This window comes from Adlercreutzia equolifaciens DSM 19450, assembly GCF_000478885.1.
GTDB classification, from domain to species: domain Bacteria; phylum Actinomycetota; class Coriobacteriia; order Coriobacteriales; family Eggerthellaceae; genus Adlercreutzia; species Adlercreutzia equolifaciens.
The window spans coordinates 1999292-2019452 of sequence record NC_022567.1; the positions used below are offsets into that span (position 1 = coordinate 1999292).

General features: G+C 62.3%; 17 protein-coding genes, 2 tRNA genes and 1 pseudogene. 4 read left to right on the top strand and 16 right to left on the bottom strand.

From position 1 onward, the window contains the following. Window positions 1-65 precede the first annotated feature (65 nt). Complete coding sequence (locus AEQU_RS07920; RefSeq protein WP_022740404.1) at window positions 66-1886, top strand: FAD-dependent oxidoreductase; 1821 nt, start codon at window positions 66-68, stop codon at window positions 1884-1886. A gap of 141 nt (window positions 1887-2027) precedes the next feature. Here AEQU_RS07920 and AEQU_RS07925 read toward each other — a convergent pair whose 3' ends face one another. The 3 genes from AEQU_RS07925 to AEQU_RS07935 all read right to left on the bottom strand — a co-directional run bounded on the left by AEQU_RS07925 (window position 2028) and on the right by AEQU_RS07935 (window position 6920). Next, window positions 2028-2963: a LysR family transcriptional regulator gene (locus AEQU_RS07925; RefSeq protein ID WP_022740405.1), complete on the bottom strand. Its 936-nt coding sequence runs from the start codon at window positions 2961-2963 to the stop codon at window positions 2028-2030. Window positions 2964-3563: 600 nt separating this feature from the next. After that, window positions 3564-4856: a phosphopyruvate hydratase gene (eno, locus tag AEQU_RS07930; RefSeq protein ID WP_022740406.1), complete on the bottom strand. Its 1293-nt coding sequence runs from the start codon at window positions 4854-4856 to the stop codon at window positions 3564-3566. Between the two features lie 138 nt (window positions 4857-4994). Beyond that, complete coding sequence (locus AEQU_RS07935) at window positions 4995-6920, bottom strand: oleate hydratase (RefSeq protein ID WP_022740407.1); 1926 nt, start codon at window positions 6918-6920, stop codon at window positions 4995-4997. 149 nt (window positions 6921-7069) lie between these two features. On the opposite strand from AEQU_RS07935, the gene AEQU_RS07940 reads away from it, so the two are divergent. After that, window positions 7070-8056 carry a DMT family transporter gene (locus AEQU_RS07940; RefSeq protein WP_022740408.1) on the top strand — a complete coding sequence of 329 codons (987 nt, stop codon included), beginning with the start codon at window positions 7070-7072 and terminating at the stop codon, window positions 8054-8056. On the opposite strand, the gene AEQU_RS07945 is transcribed toward AEQU_RS07940, so the two are convergent. The 10 genes and pseudogenes from AEQU_RS07945 to AEQU_RS07990 all read right to left on the bottom strand — a co-directional run bounded on the left by AEQU_RS07945 (window position 8053) and on the right by AEQU_RS07990 (window position 15149). Then, window positions 8053-8739 (bottom strand): energy-coupling factor transporter transmembrane component T family protein, encoded by a 687-nt coding sequence (locus tag AEQU_RS07945; protein WP_158318406.1) that lies wholly within the window; start codon window positions 8737-8739, stop codon window positions 8053-8055. The two genes, AEQU_RS07940 and AEQU_RS07945, sit on opposite strands and share 4 nt — an antisense overlap. A 412-nt stretch (window positions 8740-9151) precedes the next feature. Further along, on the bottom strand, window positions 9152-9376 hold the full coding sequence (locus tag AEQU_RS07950; protein ID WP_022740411.1) for a hypothetical protein: 225 nt from the start codon (window positions 9374-9376) through the stop codon (window positions 9152-9154). Window positions 9377-10041: 665 nt separating this feature from the next. Then, window positions 10042-10476: pseudogene (gene rplQ / locus AEQU_RS13145) on the bottom strand (50S ribosomal protein L17); the annotation flags it as partial. 13 nt (window positions 10477-10489) lie between these two features. After that, window positions 10490-11440, bottom strand: coding sequence for a DNA-directed RNA polymerase subunit alpha (locus AEQU_RS07960; RefSeq protein WP_022740413.1), 951 nt, complete (start codon window positions 11438-11440; stop codon window positions 10490-10492). A gap of 29 nt (window positions 11441-11469) precedes the next feature. Next, window positions 11470-12066, bottom strand: a complete 597-nt coding sequence (gene rpsD, locus AEQU_RS07965; RefSeq protein WP_022740414.1) for a 30S ribosomal protein S4 — start codon at window positions 12064-12066, stop codon at window positions 11470-11472. An 18-nt stretch (window positions 12067-12084) separates the two neighbouring features. Then, window positions 12085-12483, bottom strand: coding sequence for a 30S ribosomal protein S11 (gene rpsK / locus AEQU_RS07970; protein WP_022740415.1), 399 nt, complete (start codon window positions 12481-12483; stop codon window positions 12085-12087). A 15-nt stretch (window positions 12484-12498) separates the two neighbouring features. After that, on the bottom strand, window positions 12499-12867 hold the full coding sequence (gene rpsM / locus AEQU_RS07975) for a 30S ribosomal protein S13 (protein WP_022740416.1): 369 nt from the start codon (window positions 12865-12867) through the stop codon (window positions 12499-12501). A gap of 22 nt (window positions 12868-12889) precedes the next feature. After that, the gene (rpmJ, locus tag AEQU_RS07980; RefSeq protein ID WP_016309305.1) at window positions 12890-13003 is read right to left on the bottom strand and encodes a 50S ribosomal protein L36; all 114 of its coding nucleotides are present in this window, start codon (window positions 13001-13003) and stop codon (window positions 12890-12892) included. A 131-nt stretch (window positions 13004-13134) separates the two neighbouring features. Next, window positions 13135-13353: a translation initiation factor IF-1 gene (infA, locus tag AEQU_RS07985; RefSeq protein WP_016309306.1), complete on the bottom strand. Its 219-nt coding sequence runs from the start codon at window positions 13351-13353 to the stop codon at window positions 13135-13137. A gap of 500 nt (window positions 13354-13853) precedes the next feature. Next, on the bottom strand, window positions 13854-15149 hold the full coding sequence (locus tag AEQU_RS07990) for a hypothetical protein (RefSeq protein ID WP_022740417.1): 1296 nt from the start codon (window positions 15147-15149) through the stop codon (window positions 13854-13856). Window positions 15150-15603: 454 nt separating this feature from the next. Here AEQU_RS07990 and AEQU_RS07995 point away from each other — a divergent pair. Further along, window positions 15604-15679 (top strand) — tRNA-Lys (locus tag AEQU_RS07995). A 20-nt stretch (window positions 15680-15699) separates the two neighbouring features. Beyond that, a tRNA-Gln gene (locus AEQU_RS08000) sits at window positions 15700-15773 on the top strand. Window positions 15774-16043: 270 nt separating this feature from the next. Here the strand turns inward: AEQU_RS08000 and AEQU_RS08005 are convergent. The 3 genes from AEQU_RS08005 to AEQU_RS08015 all read right to left on the bottom strand — a co-directional run bounded on the left by AEQU_RS08005 (window position 16044) and on the right by AEQU_RS08015 (window position 20066). Beyond that, window positions 16044-17513, bottom strand: coding sequence for a helix-turn-helix transcriptional regulator (locus tag AEQU_RS08005; RefSeq protein WP_041714632.1), 1470 nt, complete (start codon window positions 17511-17513; stop codon window positions 16044-16046). Window positions 17514-17798: 285 nt separating this feature from the next. After that, complete coding sequence (locus tag AEQU_RS11915; protein WP_022740420.1) at window positions 17799-18206, bottom strand: cytochrome c3 family protein; 408 nt, start codon at window positions 18204-18206, stop codon at window positions 17799-17801. 108 nt (window positions 18207-18314) lie between these two features. Next, the gene (locus AEQU_RS08015; RefSeq protein ID WP_022740421.1) at window positions 18315-20066 is read right to left on the bottom strand and encodes an FAD-dependent oxidoreductase; all 1752 of its coding nucleotides are present in this window, start codon (window positions 20064-20066) and stop codon (window positions 18315-18317) included. Between the last annotated feature and the right edge of the window lie 95 nt (window positions 20067-20161).

The following is a 20161-nucleotide window of genomic DNA, read 5'->3' on the forward strand; positions in this document are numbered from 1 at the left end:
CTCACTGCGAGGCTCATAGAATGGAGGTGCCCAAAAGGGCGAGACCTATTATCAAGGAGGGAATTATGGAAACGCAGCACCACGACCCCGTCGACGAGCCTACCTGTCTCAGTCGACGCAGCTTCTTCAAGACCGCCGCTGCCGCCACGGTGGCCACGGCGGCCGGCGCCGCCCTGGCCGGTTGCGCCCCATCCACGGAGCTGGCCCCCACAGGCTCCGGCGACAATGCCGAGCGCGAAGCCTTCGAAGCGGCCGCAGCCCCCATTGAGCCCGTGACGCCCCCCGACGCCTGGGACGAAGAGGTCGATGTGGTCGTCGTGGGCTCGGGCGGTGGAGGCATCACCGGCTCGGTGCGACTGGCCGACGCCGGCAAGCAGGTCATCCTGCTCGAAAAGAACGAGAAAACCGGCGGCACCACCTCTTATGGCGGCATGTTCGTCAACTTTGGCGGCCATCGCCTTGCCAACGAGGCGCAATGGGCCATACCGGTATTCCCCTACGACCCCAACGCCGTCGTCACCTACGTCAACGACATGCAGCAGATGACCGTCGATCCGGAGCTTCTCTACGCCATGGCTGTCAAGGGCCCCGAATGCATCGACTGGATGGCCGACGTCCTCGAGGTACCCTGGGCCCCCGCGTCCGCCGGCCCCGCTGGATGCAAGAGTCTCTACTGGGAGGGCCAGATCACCAAAAAGAACTCGATCGAGATCAACTACTTCCCCTTTGAGATGATGACCGAGACCGCCAAAGAGCACGGCGTAGACATTCGCACGAGCACCACGGCAACCGCCCTCGTCGTCGACAACGGCTCTGTGGTGGGCGTCAAGATCGTCACTCCCGAGAAAGAGGAGCGCTACCTCAAGGCGCGCGATGGCGTTCTGCTCACCGCCGGCGGCTTCGAAATGAACCGCGCCATGCTCGCGAAGTACACGCCGACGTGCCTGCGAGGGATCGTCAACGTGGCGACTCCCCCCTACAACGACGGCGCGTGCATCCGCATGGGTCTCGGAGTCGGTGCCGACATGTCGGGCTACAATTCCGTCGCATGCTTCGATGGCAGCGTGGAATGGGAGCCCTACGGCGAGTTCGATACGACCATGTACGCCCATGTTAACAAGGACGGCAACCAGGCCGTGCGCCAGCCGTGGCTGCTCATTAACCGCATGGGCCAGCGCGTTCCTTACCTCAGCACGGCCGGCACCAACTACCCCTTCGCCAACACGAGCCCCGATTCCCTCGTGACGGCTCTCACCGATCAGGGCGCCGTTGAAATGAGCCAGCCGGGCGGCCGCACCTACGTCTGCTTCGATTCGAAGTTCGAGGATCTCGTCAACGAGAACTACTTCAAGCAGTCCGTCTGCCGCGTCGGAAAGGTCGTCCCAGATGACGACCCCCTCATCGAGCGCGTTCCCGAATGGCAGCGCGATTGGCGCAATGCCTTCCAGATGATGGTCGATGCCGGCGCCGTCAAGGAATGCGATACCATCGAGGAGTTAGAAGAGGCCCTCGGATTGCGCGAAGGCGTGCTCGTGCAGGCTGTTAAGGACTGGAACGCCGCCTGCGAGGCCGGAGAGGACACCGTTCCCACCTACAAGTACGACCCCTCGTGGCTCATCCCCATCAGCGAGCCGCCCTACTACGGAGCGAAACTCGGCGGCAACCTGTTCGCCACCAAGTGCGGACTGCGCATCAACCCCAAGATGCAGGTCATCGATACCGAAGGCGCCGTTATTCCCGGGCTTTACGCTGGCTGGCACACCGCCGGCGGCTCGAACGGCGAGAACAACCTCGCCGGCAAGCCCTTCAACGGCCTGTACGGCGACGTGGGACTGTCGTTCCTCGGCGGGTATATGGCCGCAGGCTCTATCATCGGCGAGATCTAGTCAGCCGTCTTTCGCCACAACCTATCATTAGCCCTCCCCTGGCGCCCCGTCCAACCGACGGGGCGCCGTCATGTTGCGCCGCCAACGGAGGCGCCAGCGCACCCTGGCACCAGCCGAGGCATCATCACCCCCCAGAAGACATTATTCCAACGAAGAAATGCTCTCCTTCAGGCAGTCGACGAACAGCTGCCCGTTCTCCCCAATGCGCTCCTCGTTGTAGATCACGTAGAGGTCGCAGGGCACCGTAAAATCGTCGACCGCGAATATCTTGATATCAGAGCTCGCCCGCAGACCCGAGTGCACTCCCCCAAGCGCAATGCCGAACGTCTCGCCCGCTGCCGATAGGTACAGATCAAGGTAGTTCGAGCAAGGCTGGTTGTCGGGTTCCACAGCTACCCCGGCCCCCGCAAACCACTCAACAAGCACACGGCCCGCACGTTCCATATTTGCGGAATTCCCAAGGAGCATCGTGAAGCCGTCCAAGTCGGCTGCCGTCACATGATCGCGTTCGAACAGGGGGCAGGAACGGTTCATCCAAAAGTGGCATTCCCCCTCACCGAAAAGGAAGGCTCCCACTCCGGCAGGCAGCCCATCGGGCACCACCCCTTTCCCGCCGTCTCGCCGCCTCACCCGAACAAAGATGGAAAGATCCGCCTTGCCACTCGCCACTGCTTCCATATTCGCGTAAGCGCCCGACGCCATAAGCATCTCGAGGCACCGACCAGGGTGCTCCTGCCGGAAAGCGTGCAGCGCGCGCGTCAGCAATTCCTCGAAGGGAGCGTAATCGAGTGTGCCCACCATTATGGACGACGAAGCTTCCGCCAGCGCTCGACATTCCTCTGCGCTCTCCTCTGCCAGCTTCACGATGGCCCGGGCGCGCTTCAAGAAAAGACGGCCAGCCGGCGATAACTCCAGCTGACCGGCGCGCTTGGCCGTGAGAGGCGCCCCCACTTCCTCTTCCAACGCGTGAAGATGGGCACGCAACGTCGGTGGCGACACAAATAAATCGGCAGCCGCTTGGGCGAAATTGAGAGAGCGCGAGAATTCTATGTACTCGCGCAGATATGCGGTATCCACGGACAGCTCCTTCCCCACCCCTGAATCGCGGAACGCAACCTGCAACCAGTATACCCCATCAGTTCCTCGCAGCAGGACAGCAGCCGCTGGAGCCGGACTCAACCTATGTTGCGCAAATACGGCTTTTCTGCTACCACTCTTTTGAGGCTTCAGGGCTCCTCGATCCGCAGCAAGGCACCCGCTTCGCATAGCGTAGCGAGGCGAAGACGCTGCTAGCGCACGTTTGAGCCTTAAAAGTCGTTCCGGAGAGAGCCCGGTCAACGAACTACCCGATTTTTGCACGAGATCTTGAGTTATCAGCGTCTCGAGCATGCCCGCAACCCGGTGCCGGGAATGCGCCTCCTGAGCGCAATGCTCTGACCAGGCGTTTTCCAAAAGCCGTTCTCAGCCGCGAGTCCCGTTGCAGATTCCGGACGCTTATAACACGAGATTTCGTGCAGAAACAGAGGGGTTCGTCGACCGAGAACGGGCAAAAGCGATCCCAACCGGCTGCCGCGAAACAGAAGAAGGGCCGCCTCGATATGAAGCGGCCCTTCTTTGGTCGTTTGTGCGCTCGCCTCCCAAGGCGAACCTTGTGGAATGCGAGCCCCGCTCGGCCCTCTAACGCTTAATGTTGTAGAAGGCTTTCATGCCCGCGTACTGGGCCTGGCCCTCCAGCTGCTCCTCGATGCGGATGAGCTGGTTGTACTTGGCCACACGGTCGGACCGGCAGGGAGCACCGGTCTTGATCTGGCCGGTGTTGCAGGCCACGGACAGATCGGCGATGGTCACGTCCTCGGTCTCGCCGGAGCGGTGGCTCATGACGCAGGCGTAGCCGGCCTGCTTGGCCATCTCGATGGCCTCAAGCGTCTCGGTGAGCGAGCCGATCTGGTTCACCTTGATGAGAATGGCGTTGGCGCAGCCCAGCTCGATGCCCTTGGCGAGGCGCTTGGAATTGGTAACGAACAGGTCGTCGCCCACCAGCTGCACGCGGTCGCCGATGCGGTCGGTCAGCTTCTTCCAACCGTCCCAGTCCTCCTCGGCCATGCCGTCCTCGATGGAGACGATGGGGTACTTGTTCACGAGCGCCTCCCAGTAGTCCACCATCTCGTCGCTCGTCAGCTCGCGGCCCTCGCCGGCCAGCACGTACTTGCCGGTCTCGGCGTTGTAGAACTCCGTGGAAGCCGGATCCATGGCGAACAGGATGTCGGTACCCGGCTTGTAACCGGCCTTCTCGCAAGCTTCCACGATATAGGCCAGCGGCTCCTCGTTGGTCTTCAGGTTGGGGGCGAATCCGCCCTCGTCGCCCACGCCGCCGCCAAGGCCCGCATCATGCAGCACCTTCTTCAGGGTGTGGTAGATCTCGGCGCACCAGCGCAGGGCCTCGGCAAAGGTGGGAGCGCCCACGGGCATGATCATGAACTCCTGGAAGTCCACGTTGTTGTCGGCATGCACACCGCCGTTCAGGATGTTCATCATGGGCGTCGGCAGAAGATGCGCGTTCGCACCGCCCACGTACTTGTACAGCGGCAGCTCGGCAGCCTCCGCGGCGGCCTTGGCCACGGCCAAAGACGCGCCCAGGATGGCGTTGGCGCCGAAGGCCCCCTTGTTCTCCGTGCCGTCGGCCTCGATCATGGCGGCATCCACCATGCGCTGATCCTCGGCCTCAAGGCCGATGAGCACGTCGGCGATCTCGTTGTTCACATGGGCCACGGCATCCAGCGTGCCCTTGCCCAGATAACGGCTCTTGTCGCAGTCGCGCAGCTCCACGGCCTCGAAAGCGCCCGTGGAAGCGCCCGAGGGAACCGCCGCGCGGCCGAAGGCGCCGTCTTCCAGCACGACTTCCACTTCGACGGTGGGGTTGCCGCGAGAATCGAGAACCTCGCGCCCGTACACATCGATGATGACGCTCATGTAGTGCCTCCTTGAAGGTTGGTTGATGCTTCTAATCAGCGTTCACCATCATAGCACGAACGACGCACGCGCAAGCGCCCCGCGCGGACTCATTCCGCACGGGGCGCATAAAACAGGCTGGGCCGCTGTTTTCCGAACCTAGTGGATGCCCGGCCACACGGCACCCGTAGCGGGCACGGGCACATCGCGGTTCTCGTCGGTGGTCGGAATGACGCCGAACTCCTTCAGAAGACCGTAGATGTCGGTATGCTCGATCTCCTTCAGGCCGCGCGACAGCAGCAGCTTCTCCAGCACGTTCATGTTCATGTCCGTTGCCGGCTTGCCGTCGCGCAGAAGCACCGTCGCGTTCAGCAGCACGCGCAGGTCGAATACGCTGCCCCACACCTCGGGCACACCGCGGTCGATGTCGAGCAGCGTATACACCGCCTCCATGCCAGTGCGCATGGAGTACTCGGTGGTGAAAATAGTGTCGCGCGGCGTCTCGGCGAACTGCCCAATGAAGGCGAAGTTCACGGCGCCCTCAGGCACGACGAGCGGACGGTCGCCATCGGCGCGGGGCATGAAGAAGGCCGTGATGTAGGGCATCATGCAGGGCACCGTGTTCGCGGAATGCTCGGCCAGCTCCTCGATTTGCTCCTCGGGCACGCCCAGGTGGTACAGCCACTCCTCGCAGATTTCCTTGCCGGTGCAATCGCGCATGGGCTTCTTCACGTAGTCGCCGGGCACGTCGGTGAACAGGCCGTAGAGCCACACGCACACCTGCCCCTCGGGCTGGGCGCGGAACTGCGGCTGGCGGTTGATGGTCCAGGAGAGCAGCCAGCTGGAGTCCTTCACCGACACGATGCCGCCCGTGACAACGCCGCCGGAAAGCGGGTCGCGCTTGCAGATGGCCTCGATGTAGGGCAGGATCTTCTCATCCAGCGTGGTCACCGTGGCGCTTTCCCAGTTGCTCTTCTCCGGGTCGCCGCAGAACTTCTCAGGACGGCCGAACTCCGGCGATTGGGCCGCGATCTTCTTCCACAAATCCCAGCCATCGCCAGGGGTGAGCTCGGGCGCGAAGCGGGCCGGGGTGTCCTGGCTGCCGAAAGAGGAATGGGCCACCAGGCTGCCGGGGGTGATGAAGACGAGGTCGTTCTCCGTGAGCGGAATGGTCTCCTCGCGGCCCGTATCGGCGGCGGGAGCCGTCTTGCCATCTTCGGGCAGCCCCTCGGCGGCATCGATGGCCGCAGGGTTGTTCTCGCGCACGAGACGAATCTCCGTGGCCAGCTTGCGGTCGTCGTCTTTGGCGTCGTCGCAGCTGAAGCGCACGTCGGTCACGTGGGTGTTGAACTGGAAGTCGACGCCGTGGGCCTCAAGGTAGTTCACCATGGGCAGGATCATGGACTCGTACTGGTTGTACCGGGTGAAGCGCAAGGCCGAGAAGTCGGGCAGGCCGCCCAAATGGTGCACGAAGCGGGTGACGTAGCGCTTCATCTCCAGCGCCGAGTGCCAATTCTCAAAGGCGAACATCGTGCGCCAGTACAGCCAGAAGTTCGAGTTCAGCACCTCATCGGAGAAGTACTCGGTGATGACCTTGTCCTGCAGCTCCTCCTCCGGGGTGAAGAACAGGTTCATGATTTCCATGCAGGCCTTGTCGGACAGGTTGAACTTGTTGTCGGTATGGGCGTCCCGGCCGCGATCCACCGTGGCGCGGCACAGCGAGTAGTTGGGGTCGCGCTTGTTCAGCCAATAGTAGTAGTCGAGCACCGAAACCGACGGATCCTCGATGGAGGGGATGTCGCGGAACAGATCCCACATCACCTCGAAGTGGTTGTCCATCTCGCGGCCGCCGCGCATGGTGAAGCCGAGCCCCGGGTACTCCCAGCCATCGCAACCGCCGCCGGCGCGCGGGTCGCGCTCCAGAATGTGGATCTTCTCGCCGGGCATTCGGCCGTCGCGCACAAGAAAGCACGCCGCAGCGAGTCCCGCCAGGCCGCTGCCGATAATGTAGGCCTGCTTGTTTTCCACGCCCTCGGGCGGAAGCGGATGAGCGAAGGCCTCGTAGTTGCCGCTGGAATAGTACATAGCGCACGTCCTCTCTGGTCGGGTTTAACGCTTACCCACCATCATGCGGCCACCGTGCACACCCACGCCCGTCAACAGGATTCCGTTGCGCCCCCGTTGGCTGGCAGTAACCTGGCGAAACGCGAAAGGCCGAACTATAATGGCAGGCTGTGACTGAGAAGAGACATATCCCCGGCTTCGTGTACAAGCTCATGCTGTTGGCGGCCACCATTATTTGGGGGTTCGCCTTCGTGGTGATGAAGGACGCCGTCGACGTGCTGCCGCCGGCCCAGCTCATCGGCGTGCGCTTCTTCCTGACGGGGCTGCTCATGGCCGCCGTGTTCCGCCGCTCGCTGGCGGGCACGCTGAACGGGCCGTGCCTTAAGGCGGGACTAGTGCTGGCCGCCGTGACCTTCCTCGCCTTCTGGGTGCAAACCGTGGGACTCGCCGACACCACGCCGGGGAAGAACGCTTTCCTCACTGCCACCTACTGCGTCATCGTGCCCTTCATGCTGTGGGCCGTCGCCGGCAAGCGCCCCACTCTCGCCAACGTGGGAGCGGCGGGGATGTGCATCGTCGGCATCGGGCTCGTATCGCTCACGACCAGCTCCCTTTCCTTCGAGTTCGGCGATGCCATGACGCTTCTGTGCGCCGTTTTCTTCGCGGCGCAGATCATCGCTATCTCACGCTACTCCGAGCACTTCAACGTACTCGCCCTCACCGTGTACCAGTTCCTCTTCGGTGGCCTCATGGGGCTCGTGGTCGGTGCACTCACCGAGCCGGCGCCGAACCTGGCGGCTCTCACGCCGGAGTTCGCCTTCAATCTGTTCTACCTCGTGGTGTTTGCCTCGGGGCTGTGCTATCTCTTCCAGAATGTGGGGCTCGCCCATGTGTCGCCAGCCCAAGGCTCGCTTCTGCTGTCGCTGGAATCGGTGTTCGGCGTGCTGGCCAGCGTACTGTTCTACGGCGAGGTGATCACGGGGCGCATGGCCGCGGGCTTCGTCCTCATCTTCGCGGCCATTCTGATAAGCGAGCTGGCGCCGGCACGGGCAAAGCGCGAGAAGCGACCGGAGACGAACGAACCGCTCGGCATCCTGGGATCGCGCAACGTCCCGATAGCCAACGAGGACGACGCCGAGCCCGTTGCGAACCCCTAGGGAACGAGCGCGAAAGCGACACAGGCGGCAACGCCGACGAGAAGAACCGCTCCGTCGCCGGCGGAGAAACGGCGCTCGACAAGCGAGGTCGGCTCTCCCGAGGCCCCGTAGCATCGCGCCTCCATAGCTGCGGCCAGACGATCGGCCCGGCGAAAGAGCCCTACGAGCACCGGCACCATAAGCCCCCCGTAGGCCCGCAGGCGTCGCACGAGCCCTGCGTCCTCGAAGGCAGCTCCCCGCGAGGCCTGGGCGGCTCTCACGGCTCTCAGCTCCTCGGAAAGCAGCGGCATGAACCGCAGAGCGATGGAAAGCGACGTCGCGAAGTCGCGTACGGGCAGGCCCAAGCGACCCAAAGGGGAGAACAGGCGGCGCAGCCCCTCGGAAAGCTCTGCGGGCGTGGAAAGCGCCATGAGCAAAAGACTCGCCCATACCAGCAGAAGCAGCCGGAGGGCGACCGCGATTCCCGCAAGCCATCCAGAGGCTGCAACGTTGTAGACGAGCAGGAAGCCGACAATGGGATAGGCGAAGGCTCCTTCGCGCAGCAGACGTGCGACGGGGACGCCCCCGACGAACGCCACCGCCGCCAACAGCGCAGTCGCCACGCCCAGGCCCAAGAGGTTTCCCGTGCAGAAAAGCGCCACAGAATAGGCCACGAGCAGCCCGATCTTCGCGCGGGCGTCCACGGCGCGCAGCATCCCTTTCGCACCGATACGCGCAGCACGCCGAGCTTCGCCGCCGCTGCATCTCGCACCGCCTGCGTGTTCCGCAGCGCCAGCGCGAGCAGCACATGCATCCCCTTTCTCGGATGCGGCAGAATATGTCGGGGCTTTTTCCATGTCGCCAGTATCCCACAGAGCTTCCACCGTCAAGCATACCGCCCCTTCCCTATCGGCCAGACTCCCGTAAGCACTCGTGTTTTGTGCACGGACGCAAAAGAAGGCGCCCCCATGCTCAAGGGGCGCCTTCTTTCAATTCCGTCAAGCCATCCCGCGGGCTCCTGTTAAGGAAGAGCCCAGGCTTGGTGGAGTCATCGCGAAGCCGGCGAGTTAGCGAACCGGCCTCAAATTGGCGAGCCGCACGGCTCGCATGCGAGTTTTAGAGCGATTGCTCGGCCGCAATCTCGGCCTGCTCGAACTCGAAGGCAGTCTCCGCATCCTCGGCGGCAGCCTGCTCGTTGCCCAGCGCGTCATCGTACTCGGTGGACATGGTGGCCTCGGCCACGATCTCCTGCTCGACGCGCTCCAGATCCTTGGCAGCATCTTCGTTCTTGGCGGCCTCGGTCGCAACGAACTCCTCCATCAGCGTATCCTTGTCAGCCATGATCCGGCTCCTTTCAATCGGTGCGATACCCGTGTACTTACACTGCAGGAGCAAGATCGGTTGCCCTTGCAAGGAGTATTCTATGGGCCTGCGCAGCAACCTAAACTTGAGCGAGCCGATAGTAATTCACTGGTTGGACGCGCGTTGCTTTGCCGTCACAGAGCCGCGTCGCGAGTCATACCGTGCTTGCGGCAAGGGGCGACCAAGGTCGCCCCCCTACGGGGAGAGAACGCAGAGAAGCCGCCCTCAGGCGGCTTCTCCGGTATAGAACGATGCTTCCGCGCCCCGCGTTTGCGGCTGGCGGGCGCGCGGCGCATCCGAAGTTCCCAGTCGAACGATTACTCGCTCTTGACGTCGGCCTTCTCTTCCTCGGCCTTCTCCACCTCGGAGGTCTCGGCCTCCTTGGCAGCCTCGGCCTCGGCCTTCTCGGCCTCCTCCTTGGCAGCCTCGGCAGAATCGCCGGCGGTCTCCTCGGTCTCGCGGAACGCCTCGGCCTCTTCGGCCTTCTTCTCCTCGACGGCCTCAACCTTCTCGGCATCGGTCATCTCGGCGCCGTTCTCGGCAACGGCCTCGGCGGCGTCCACAGCCTCGATCTGCTCGACAGTGCCGTCGGCCTCAAAGCCCAGATCCTCGGCGAGCTCCTCGGACTTGTCGGCCTTCTTGGCGACCTTCTTCGGGGCAGCCTTCTTGGCAGCGGCCTTCTTCTCGGCCGCGGCCTTGCGCTCGGCCTTGGGCACGCAGGGCTCGGTCACGAGCTCCATGATGACCATGGGGGCATTGTCGCCCTTGCGGGGCCCGAGCTTCATGATGCGGGTGTAGCCGCCGGGACGATCCTGGAACATGCCCTGGGCGACCTTCTCGAAGATCTCGCGGACGAGCTCCTTGTCGTTCAGGTAGGCGATGGCCAGACGGCGGGAGTGCAGATCGCCGCGCTTGGCCCAGGTGATCACCTTGTCGACCTGCGGGCGGATCTCCTTGGCACGGGACTCCACCGTCTTGATGCGGTCGTTCAGGAACAGGGCGGAAACCAAGCTGCGCTTCATAGCCTTAGTGTGGCTATAGTCGGTACCGAGCTTGCGACCCTTCTTGTTGTGTCTCATAACTCTTTGTCTCCTAAAGCTTCAAATTGAGGTCCATGGAAATGAGCTTGTCCTTCACTTCCTCGATGGACTTCGCACCAAAGTTCCGAATGTTGAGCAGGTCGTTCTCGGAGAACTCGACGAGCTGGCGCACGGAATGGATGCCCGCGCGCTTCAGGCAGTTGTAGGAGCGGACGGAAAGGTCCAGATCCTCGATCTGCTTGTCAAGCTCGGCGTTGGACTCCTGACCCTCCGGCGCGAAGATGGAGGGAGCCTCGCCCTCTTCCTCCTCGCCGGTGGAAGCCAAAGCCAAAAACGCGCCCATGTACTGGTTGATGATGTTGGCCGCGCGGCACACTGCCTCCGTGGGGGCAAGCGAGCCGTCGGTCTCAACTTCCAGAACCAGCTTGTCGTAGTCGGTGCGCTGGCCCACGCGGGTGTCCGTCACGTTCATCGTGCAACGGCGCACCGGCGAGAACAGCGAGTCCACATGGATGATGCCGATGGGATCCTCCGTGCGCTTGTTACGCTCGGCGGACACGTATCCGCGACCGACACCGATGCGGATGGTCATGTCCAGCTGGCCGCCGTCGGCAACCGTGGCGATGACGTGATCGGGGTTCACCAGGTTGAACTGGCCCGGCACCTCCAGATCGGCGCCGGTCACCGTGCAGGGGCCCTCGGCGAACACGTGCGCGGTCGCCTCGTCGGCCTCGTCGGACACCTGGGAGAACACCAGGCCCTTCACGTTCAGCACGATGTCGGCGATGTCCTCGATGACGCCTTCCGCGGTAGTGAACTCGTGCTGGACGCCCTCGATCTGGATGGCGGTGGCCTTAGCCCCGTCCAGCGAGGAGAGCAGCACGCGACGCATGGAGTTGCCCAGCGTGTTGCCATAGCCGCGCTCGAGCGGCTCGACGATGTAGCGGGCAACGGTGTCGTTGACTTCCTCCGTGGTAACGGTAGGCCTCATGAACTCTGTCATGTATGGGTAGCCTCCTAAAAAAGTCGCGATTATTTCGAGTACAGTTCGACGATGAGCTGCTCGTTGATGTCCAGATCAATCTGGTCGCGCGTCGGGAGGGACAGCACGCTGCCCTGCAGCTTCTCGATGTCGATCTCCAGCCATGCCGGGACCTGAACGCGCTCGTTGGAAACCAGAGCGCTCTTCACCACGAGAAGCTCCTTGGCCTTGGGGGCCACCGAGACGAGCTCGCCGGGACGCACGCGGAAGGACGGGATGTCCACGCGGCGGCCGTTCACGCAGATGTGGCCGTGAGTCACCATCTGGCGGGCTTCCTTGCGGGTGCGGGCGAAGCCCAGACGGAAGACCACGTTGTCGAGACGGGTCTCCAGGATGGTCATCAGGTTCTCACCGGTCTGACCCTCCATGGACTTGGCGCGCTTGAAGTACCCACGGAACTGCTTCTCGAGCACGCCGTAGATGAACTTGGCCTTCTGCTTCTCGCGCAGCTGCATAGCGTACTCGCTCTCCTTGCGGCGACGCTTGGGCTGGCGGATGGATTCCTTCTTGCTGGAGTAACCGAGCACCACAGGATCGATGCCCAGCTGACGGCAGCGCTTGAGAACCGGAGTTCTGTTGATTGCCATAATGTACGATCCTTTCAGTTACACGCGGCGACGCTTCTTGGGGCGGCAGCCGTTGTGCGGAATGGGGGTGCAGTCCTGGATGCTGGCCACTTCGAGGCCGGCAGCCTGCAGGGAGCGGATGGCGGTCTCGCGACCGGAACCCGGGCCCTTCACGTAGACGGCAACCTTCTTCAGCCCGTGCTCCATGGCCGTCTTCGCGGCGGCCTCGGCGGCCATTTGCGCGGCGAACGGCGTGGACTTGCGAGAGCCCTTGAAGCCCACGGTGCCCGCGGACTGCCAGGAGATCACGTTGCCCTGGGGATCGGTGATGGAGACAATGGTGTTGTTGAACGTAGACTTGATGTGAGCGGCGCCCACGGCAATGTTCTTACGCTCAGAGCGCTTGATGCGCGTAGTACGTACTTGCTTCTTAGCCACGGTTTGCTTACCTCACTACTTCTTCTTGCCGCCGATTTGCTTGCGCGGACCCTTGCGGGTACGGGCATTCGTGTGCGTGCGCTGGCCGCGAACGGGCAGGCCGCGACGATGACGCAGACCGCGATAGCAGCCGATCTCCATCAGGCGCTTCACGTTCTGAGAAACCTCGCGATGCAGGTCGCCTTCGACCTTGAGGTTCTGCTGGATGTAGTCGCGCAGCTTCGCGAGGTCTTCCTCGGAAAGGTCCTTCACGCGAATGTCGGGATCGACGCCGGTAGCGGCGATGATCTCTTTGGCCGTAGTGAGGCCAATGCCGTAAATGTAGGTCAAGGCGATCTCAATGCGCTTATTGCGGGGAAGATCGACACCAACGAGACGTGCCATGTTTGTTCAGAGTCCTTTCTTCCTAGCCCTGACGCTGCTTATGGCGCGGATTCTCGCAGATGACGAGGATCTTGCCATGGCGTCGGATGATCTTGCACTTGTCGCACATCTTCTTGACCGAGGGACGTACCTTCATGTCGTTTCCTTTCGGTATGCGGATCGTTCTATACGTGCACGCCCAGCCGCTGGCGAGTGTTTTCTCAGCTGTGACCGCGCGCGAAGGATCCGGGTCTTCGCGCGGGGGCGCCCTACCGGGCCGGAGGGGGATTACTTGAAGCGGTAGGTGATGCGGCCGCGGTTCAAGTCGTACACCGACAGCTCCACGGTCACGCGGTCGCCGGGCAGGATCTTGATGTAGTGCATGCGCATCTTGCCGGAAATGTGGGCGAGGATGGTGTGGCCATTCTCGAGTTCCACCTTGAACATCGCGTTGGGCAGGGCTTCGAGCACCGTGCCCTCGAGTTCGATTACATCTTCCTTAGCCAAAAGTTGCTCCTCCAAAACGGACTGATAAAGCAGCAACGCAAGATAGTACCAAAAAGGCAAGAGGATTTGAAGAAAAAATCGCACAAGGGCGTAAAAAACCAAAAAGCGGATTTGGCTTTGGAAATGACCTGCTTGTCAGGCCTGCGGTCGAGCCGCGCAGCTCTCAGTGATCAACCGGAGCCGCCAGGTATTATTTGCGCTGCCTAAGCGCTGCCGCCTTGTCGGCAAGAGGGCATGATAGCACAGGGTTAGCAGAGGCGCAAGGGCGCACACCGATGCGGACGACGGCATACGGGAGCCCAGCGCACCGCCGAGAAGGCGCAGCCAACTCTCCCGGCGCCCAAAGGCACACAAACCCCCGCGTTTTGGCTACCATCGTGGACGATCAAGCCAAAACGCGGGGGTTTGCGAGGGGTAAAGCCGCATTCAATCAAGCTGCTGCATAGAGCAGCACCTCGTCCCGTTGCACGCGCTTTCGGAAAGTGGAGCCGCAAAGCCCGCTACTCCTCCAAATACTCCCGCTGGCGCTGGCGGGCGAGCTGCAGGCCGCGGGCTACGAAGCCCTGGCCGTACTGCTCGCGGATCTTCCACGCGTAGCGGCACTCGGGCTCCTCGAACTTGCGGCGCTGGAAGGCGAGGCAGTCGTGCACCGACTCGCCGAAATCGGCGTAGAACTCCTCCATGGCGGCAATGATGCGCTTGGCCGCCTTCACCACGGAGTGCGCGGAGCCGTCGGGCATGACGATCTTCACGGTCTTCAGGTCGTAGTGGGCGGCGTTCTTGAAGTTCTGCACGGCCTGCACCTGGTCCTTCACCGTGAGGTCCGCCGGAGGAAGCGAGGCGGCCCACACCAGGAACAGCTGGCTGAACAGCACGTCGCGCTCGTCGATGCCGGCACGCACGAGCGGGTTCAAGTCCACCATGCGCAGCTCGATGTGGCTGATTCCCTCACGCAGGCCGTCTAAGCTGTAGGGGCCGAAGTTCTTCAGGCGGATGGGATAGTACAGCTCGGAGGGATAGCGGATCATGCCGCTGTCGATGTAGCTCTGAATGGAATCCGCATAGGCCTTCGCGCTCGTGTAGTCCAAGATGGGGGCGAAGAAGTTCCAGTAGCCGAGCTCCGAGCAGCGCACCGTAGCGAGCCCCTGAAACAAATCGCCGCCGATCTTGCCCTTCTCCACGAAGGAGGAGTCCATGACGGGACTGGCAGCCATGACCGCCGTGAGGATCCAGCTGTACGCCACGCAGTTCTCGGCCAGACGCACGTAGAACTGGTCGCGATAGGCCTCGAAGGTGGCGGGGGCGTCGGGGCTCTCCGTGCGGGCGACCTCGTAGTCGGCGCGCAGCAGCGCCTCGCCGAAGGAGTAGTTAAGATGAATGCCGGAAAAGGCCATCTTGTAGCGGCCGTAGCGGTCGGAGAGGTACTCGCGGTACTCCGTCTTGCTGGCGTCGTCGCCGAAGTACTGGGCGATGGGGATGTCCTTCTCGTTCAAGATGTAGGGCGGGTTCGAGAAGGGCCATAGAAGCTCGCGCTCCGGCAAGTTCGCGATGGCCCGCTGCACGAGGCCGTTGTAGTGCTCCAGCGATTGGATGGCCTCGGCCGGCGTGGCGCATACCGGCGTGTTCACCTCCACCTGGTTCTCGGAGAAGTCGCGCACGATGTGCACGTCGTCGGCGAAGTCGGCCGGCGTGTGAGCGAGAAAACCGCCGCCGTCGATGCGCAGGGATTCCTTTTCCAGGCCGAAACCGCCCTCCAGCAGGTGGGCGCGAACTGATTCGTCGTGGGCGTGCAGCATAGTTGCCTCCCGAAATGCGTCGGGCGTCGGCGCGACGCCCTGAAGCGGCGGCCATGCGGCCCCGCCATCCCTGATGTTCGCGGTTAAGTTTACCAGTTGCGACTTGCGCGTCGCGAAACAACATGGCATCGCTACTATTCTGCAACCCTGCAACCCTGCATCCCGGCACTGTGTCGCACCGACGCGTCGACGCCCCGGCACACCGGCACGTCGACGCTCTGGGCTTCCGATGCCTCCAATTGTGCAAAACACAGTAGTTCTCGTAGTGCGGAACGCACGTTCTTCAAGAATGAAGACACGTTTTCCCAGGTCATACTTTTCACAAACCCCTCATCCAACACCTCCAATTACGAGATCTGCCGTGTTTTGCACAAAAACGGGGATGCCCCGTGGGCCGATTGCTCATTGACCGGAATCGCACGGAGCGGTAGACTATGCGATTGCGTAAAGAAGTGGGCCTTTAGCTCAGTCGGTAGAGCAGGGGACTTTTAATCCCAAGGTCGCGGGTTCGATCCCCGCAGGGCCCACCACTTCTCGTTCGATACGGCACTGGGGTATCGTCCAACGGCAGGACTCTGGTTTTTGGTACCAGCTACCTAGGTTCGAATCCTAGTACCCCAGCCATTTTTCGCACAAGCAAGCCGCTCTTCGGAGCGGCTTTTTCATTGGGCATCTGCATCATGAGGCAAAACGCAGCTTCGGTGCACATGCCCCCGCGTTTTCATTTCATGGCGCGATTTCCCGATTTTCACCCTTTTCTGCGCGGTTTGGAACAAGCCGTCGGTTGCGCGGGATTCTGATCTGCGGTTTCCTTAAACGCACGTTCTCGGGCCCAGGCTATGAAACTCCGAAGTGGTGGAAATCAGGAAATCGCGCCGCAAAATGCTGAACCTGCTACTCAACCGATTCTAAAAGCTCGGCGGCCTCGGCCTTCGAATGGACGCCCAGCTTACCGTAGGCATGGCGCAAATGAGTCTTCACCGTGTTGGCCGAAAGGTACAGCTCCTGTTCTATCTGAGAGCGCGTCTTGCCCTGCAGGGCCAGCGTCAAGAGTTCGCTCTCTCGCGCTGTCAGGCCATAGCGCTCAGCCAAGGCCTCGCAGCGGGCCAGAAACACTTCCTGGGGCCCCGGCTCATGCACGTTGGTGGCGATGCCCACCCCTTGAGCGCCCCAATCGGCGTTCACCGAGGCCTCGCTCTTCCAAATGACCACGCACACCAGCACAAGCACCAAACCCACCAGGGCGACGATAACGCGCATAGACAGGCTATCGAGAACGCCCGACCCGCGAACAGCGCGCATGAGCAGCAGCCCTAGCAGAAGTGGCAGCTCCGTCGCAATGCGAGTGACGGCAAACAGGCGCAGGCTCGGCACCTCGAAGCGCCGGACGATACCGACAACGACGAGCAACACAAAGAAGGTGAAGAAAACGAAAGCGAACTTCGCCGTGAAGGAAACAGCGCCTCCGAGCGAGCCACGGGCAAACGGCACGAGCACAAGCGAGAAAACCGCGAGGCCCAGGGCGGCCAAAGCCAGCGTTCGGGCGTCAAGCTTATCGCGGTGCAGCCACGCCAACCCAAGCACCACTGTTCCAAAGACCCCCGTGGCAAGCACCCGATGGATAGATCCCATGTAATCAGCATTGTCCATGAACAGGCCAGAAGCGCCCATGATGAAGCTGCCGATGGCCATGATGGCCAGCAACTTCCACGGCATGGGGTAGCGCTGAGAAAGGTCGGCAGGACGCTCCAACGGAAGTACCCGGAGCGAAAGAGCCGCCGCAATCATAGAGACCAGCGGGAGCAGCGCTGTGGCGATCACCGCGAAAGGCGGCTTCAAGACCGCCACCAAGCCCGACATAGCTAAAGCCGTAATGCAGGAAAGGGCCCCGTCGACGATAGCCTGGGTCATGCCCATGGAGCAGTACACCTGTCCCCACAGGCAGAACAGCACCGCTCCCCCAATGGCCGTCGGAACGGAGAACGCGAATATGAGGTTATAGTGCAGTCCTGCGGGCATGGCGACAAGACCGATGAACGCCGTTCCCGCAGCGCACAGCGCGGCAAGCGCGAAGCAGGTCGACGGATGTCGCGAGAGCACTCCAATACGGCGAGCGAGCAGAGCCAGCATGACAAAAGTGCCGATATCCCCGACACGCATACCCATGTCGAAAGCCGTACGGGCATCCAGATCGCAGCCAGGGCCGGGAAAGATAAGGGAGATGTGGGTGCAGCTCAGCCATGCAATAAACAGGCCCATGCCCAGGAAACGCACAGGGAAGACGCGAGCCGACGAGGTCTCCTGCTCGAAGTCGTAGGCGACCTCTTGGGCGCCCATCGCCGTCCTTTGCTGCGTCCCACTCATGAAGCTCCCTTCCTTTCCCCCTCTTATCGGGCAGTATACCAACCCCCTACCGCAATTGCCATTGCCCCCTTTTCGAAAATGGTCCGGAAATACCAGTTGGGACCGCTTTGGCGCGGCCGGCACGGAAAAACGGCTCCAAAAGGGCTAAAAATGCCAGTTGGGGGCCGGTTTGGCAATCTGCCGCCGCCAAAGCGGCCCCCAACTGGCATTTCCAAGCGATTTCGCGAAAACGGGCGGCCGCAATGGACCGCCCGTTGACGCATGAGCATTTCGAAATCGAAGCTCCTAACCGACCATCTCCTGGCCGCCGTTGGGATGGCACTCGCCGCAGATGTCGACCTGCTCGGCATGACCTTTGTGGCACTCGTTGCAGTCTTCAATGGTGCCATGGATGGAATCGTGGGGGTTGTAGTCACCCAGATCCGCCGTGCGCTCAGCCAGCTTCTCCCACGAGACATGGCACTCGGAGCTCAGGCAGGTGGCCGTGTCGTTGTAGAAGGTGCTCGCGCAATCGGGCTCACCGTCCTGGCCGGCAGCAGCCAGCTGGGCGCCCAAGTCGCCCTTGTGGCACGACTCGCAATCCTGGCCGAGGGCTGTGTGATAAGCGGCCAGACCCGCACCACCTGCAGCATTGTCGGCATGCACGGTATACGTAGCAGCCAGATCGCCCGCACCCGTATCAGCCAATTCCATATCCGACGCGCCACCTGACGGCGTGCATCCGGCGGCAAAGCATAGGCTGAACGCGGCGGCGACGCCTGCAGCGACCAAAGTCTTCAAACGCAGTGATTTTCTCATTGCTTACACCCCCTGAGCGGCGCTTTGGCCGGAGACGAAACCGAAGGTTACACAGCGGCCGATGGACGGCCCGAAGATATGGCGCGGGTAGTTCGTATGGAAGAATCCGCCTGAAGCGCCGCCCGCCGCATAGAGGCCCGGAATGACCTCATTGTCGTAATCGAGCACGCGACACTCGTAATCGACTACAAGACCAGACACCGTCGCAAGGATAGAGGACTGATGCTTGATAGCGTAGTACTTCTCGCCCTCAATCTTCACCGCCTTCTCCATAGGACGGTTGAAATCCTCGTCCAGCTTGTTGTCCACGAAGCCGTTGAAGCGGGCCACCTCGGCGACAAGGGTGTCGGCGGCCACTTCCATCATGCCGGCGAGCTCTTCCAGGCTATCGGCCTCAAAAGCCCATCCCTTTTCCTTGAACGGCTCCAACGCCTCCAGCACTGCCGGGGCTGGCACCTGGGCGGAGCTAGCCACGCGCCAGCAGTTCTCGCCATAGTGGCGCTGGGCGGTGATGGCGTTGGAGCGCGCCTGGAACGGCAGCGACTCGGAGGCGAAGCGACGCCCTTCCTCGTTGATCATAATACCGCCGGCCACCAGCCCCGTGATACCGAGGTTGGATGAGTAGAAAGACTCCGGGCTGCCGAAGTCGAAGTTCATGACCGCAGCGGGCAGGGGGTCCATCTGACCGCCCACGGCAAGGCCCATGAGCTGACCGTCGCCAGTGGTGCCGTAGTTGGGGCACCAGGAAGCGGCGTTGGCGATATCCTCGGGGCGGCACCAGGCCTTCAGCATGGCCGGGTTCGCATCGAAGCCGCCCGTGGCCAGCACCACGCCGTTTTTGACATTCACGCGGAAGTAGCCGTCTGCGTCCTTGCAGATGGCGCCGGTCACCCGGCCACCTTCTTCGCGCTCGAGCTTCACCACGGCGCTACGGTAGCGAACCTCGGCGTTCGCACGCTTCGAGAGGGTGTTCGCCAGATCCTTCACGATATAGATGCCCGCACCGCCGGCATTCTTGATGGTCTGCTCGGACCACTGCGGAGAGGTGAAGGTCACCTCGGTCTGGGGAACGTCGAAATGATGGGCGTTCTCGTTGTTGATCTTAAAGCCCTCGGTGATCTGGCCGTCGCCCTCGTCGAACTTCGCCTGCAGCCAGTCGGCCGCCTCCGGCGAGCGATCGGCCCACAGCTTGATGGGATCGATGGGCACGCGGTAATAGGCGGCGTGGCGCATGCGATCCATCATGAGCGGCTTGTCGCACACATAGTCGGCGGCGGCCATGGCGGCGCCGCCGGTAACACCCATGCCCTCGAACATGCCGCGACCCTCGCTCATCTTTTCGAGGCAGAGCACCTGGGTCGTACCGTCGTCAGACGCGGACAGTGCGGCGCACACACCGGTGATGCCGCAGCCGGCCACGAGCACGTCGGTCTCCTCCGTGCGCGTGATCTCGTCCTCGCCGATTTCGCGCAGTTCAAAGGCCACTTTGCCCTGACGATCCATGTCCGTCGGCGCGTCGATAACCGGGATGTAGCGAACGCCCGTAGGGAACACATCGCTGTACATATCGGTCTCGAAGTTCGCAATGCCCGCTTCCGCCGGGGCCGCAGCAGCGGCATCGCCTTCAGCATAGGCGCTCGCCGTCGGAACAGCACCGAAGGCGCCCGCAGCGGCCGCTGACCCCAGAAGGGCCAGACCGCTTGCCTTCAGGAAGTCGCGACGGCTCGACGTGAGGCCTTTCGCCTTCTCCATCATTCACTCCTCCTTCAACGTCTCTCCCTGGCGCCCGGTTCGCACGTATTGCGGCAACCGACGCCCTTATGGGAGGCCATTGTGGAGAACTCGCGATG

Bases quoted from the DNA above. Each gene is read 5' to 3' on its own strand.
- AEQU_RS07990 (WP_022740417.1), bottom strand. From the start codon at position 15,149: ATGCTGCACGCCCACGACGAATCAGTTCGCGCCCACCTGCTGGAGGGC.
- rpsM (WP_022740416.1), bottom strand. From the start codon at position 12,867: ATGGCACGTCTCGTTGGTGTCGATCTTCCCCGCAATAAGCGCATTGAG.
- AEQU_RS08005 (WP_041714632.1), bottom strand. From the start codon at position 17,513: ATGAGTGGGACGCAGCAAAGGACGGCGATGGGCGCCCAAGAGGTCGCC.
- AEQU_RS11915 (WP_022740420.1), bottom strand. From the start codon at position 18,206: ATGGAATTGGCTGATACGGGTGCGGGCGATCTGGCTGCTACGTATACC.
- AEQU_RS07950 (WP_022740411.1), bottom strand. From the start codon at position 9,376: ATGGCTGACAAGGATACGCTGATGGAGGAGTTCGTTGCGACCGAGGCC.
- rpsD (WP_022740414.1), bottom strand. From the start codon at position 12,066: ATGGCAATCAACAGAACTCCGGTTCTCAAGCGCTGCCGTCAGCTGGGC.
- AEQU_RS07920 (WP_022740404.1), top strand. From the start codon at position 66: ATGGAAACGCAGCACCACGACCCCGTCGACGAGCCTACCTGTCTCAGT.
- AEQU_RS07935 (WP_022740407.1), bottom strand. From the start codon at position 6,920: ATGTACTATTCCAGCGGCAACTACGAGGCCTTCGCTCATCCGCTTCCG.
- rpmJ (WP_016309305.1), bottom strand. From the start codon at position 13,003: ATGAAGGTACGTCCCTCGGTCAAGAAGATGTGCGACAAGTGCAAGATC.
- eno (WP_022740406.1), bottom strand. From the start codon at position 4,856: ATGAGCGTCATCATCGATGTGTACGGGCGCGAGGTTCTCGATTCTCGC.
- AEQU_RS08015 (WP_022740421.1), bottom strand. From the start codon at position 20,066: ATGATGGAGAAGGCGAAAGGCCTCACGTCGAGCCGTCGCGACTTCCTG.
- AEQU_RS07960 (WP_022740413.1), bottom strand. From the start codon at position 11,440: ATGACAGAGTTCATGAGGCCTACCGTTACCACGGAGGAAGTCAACGAC.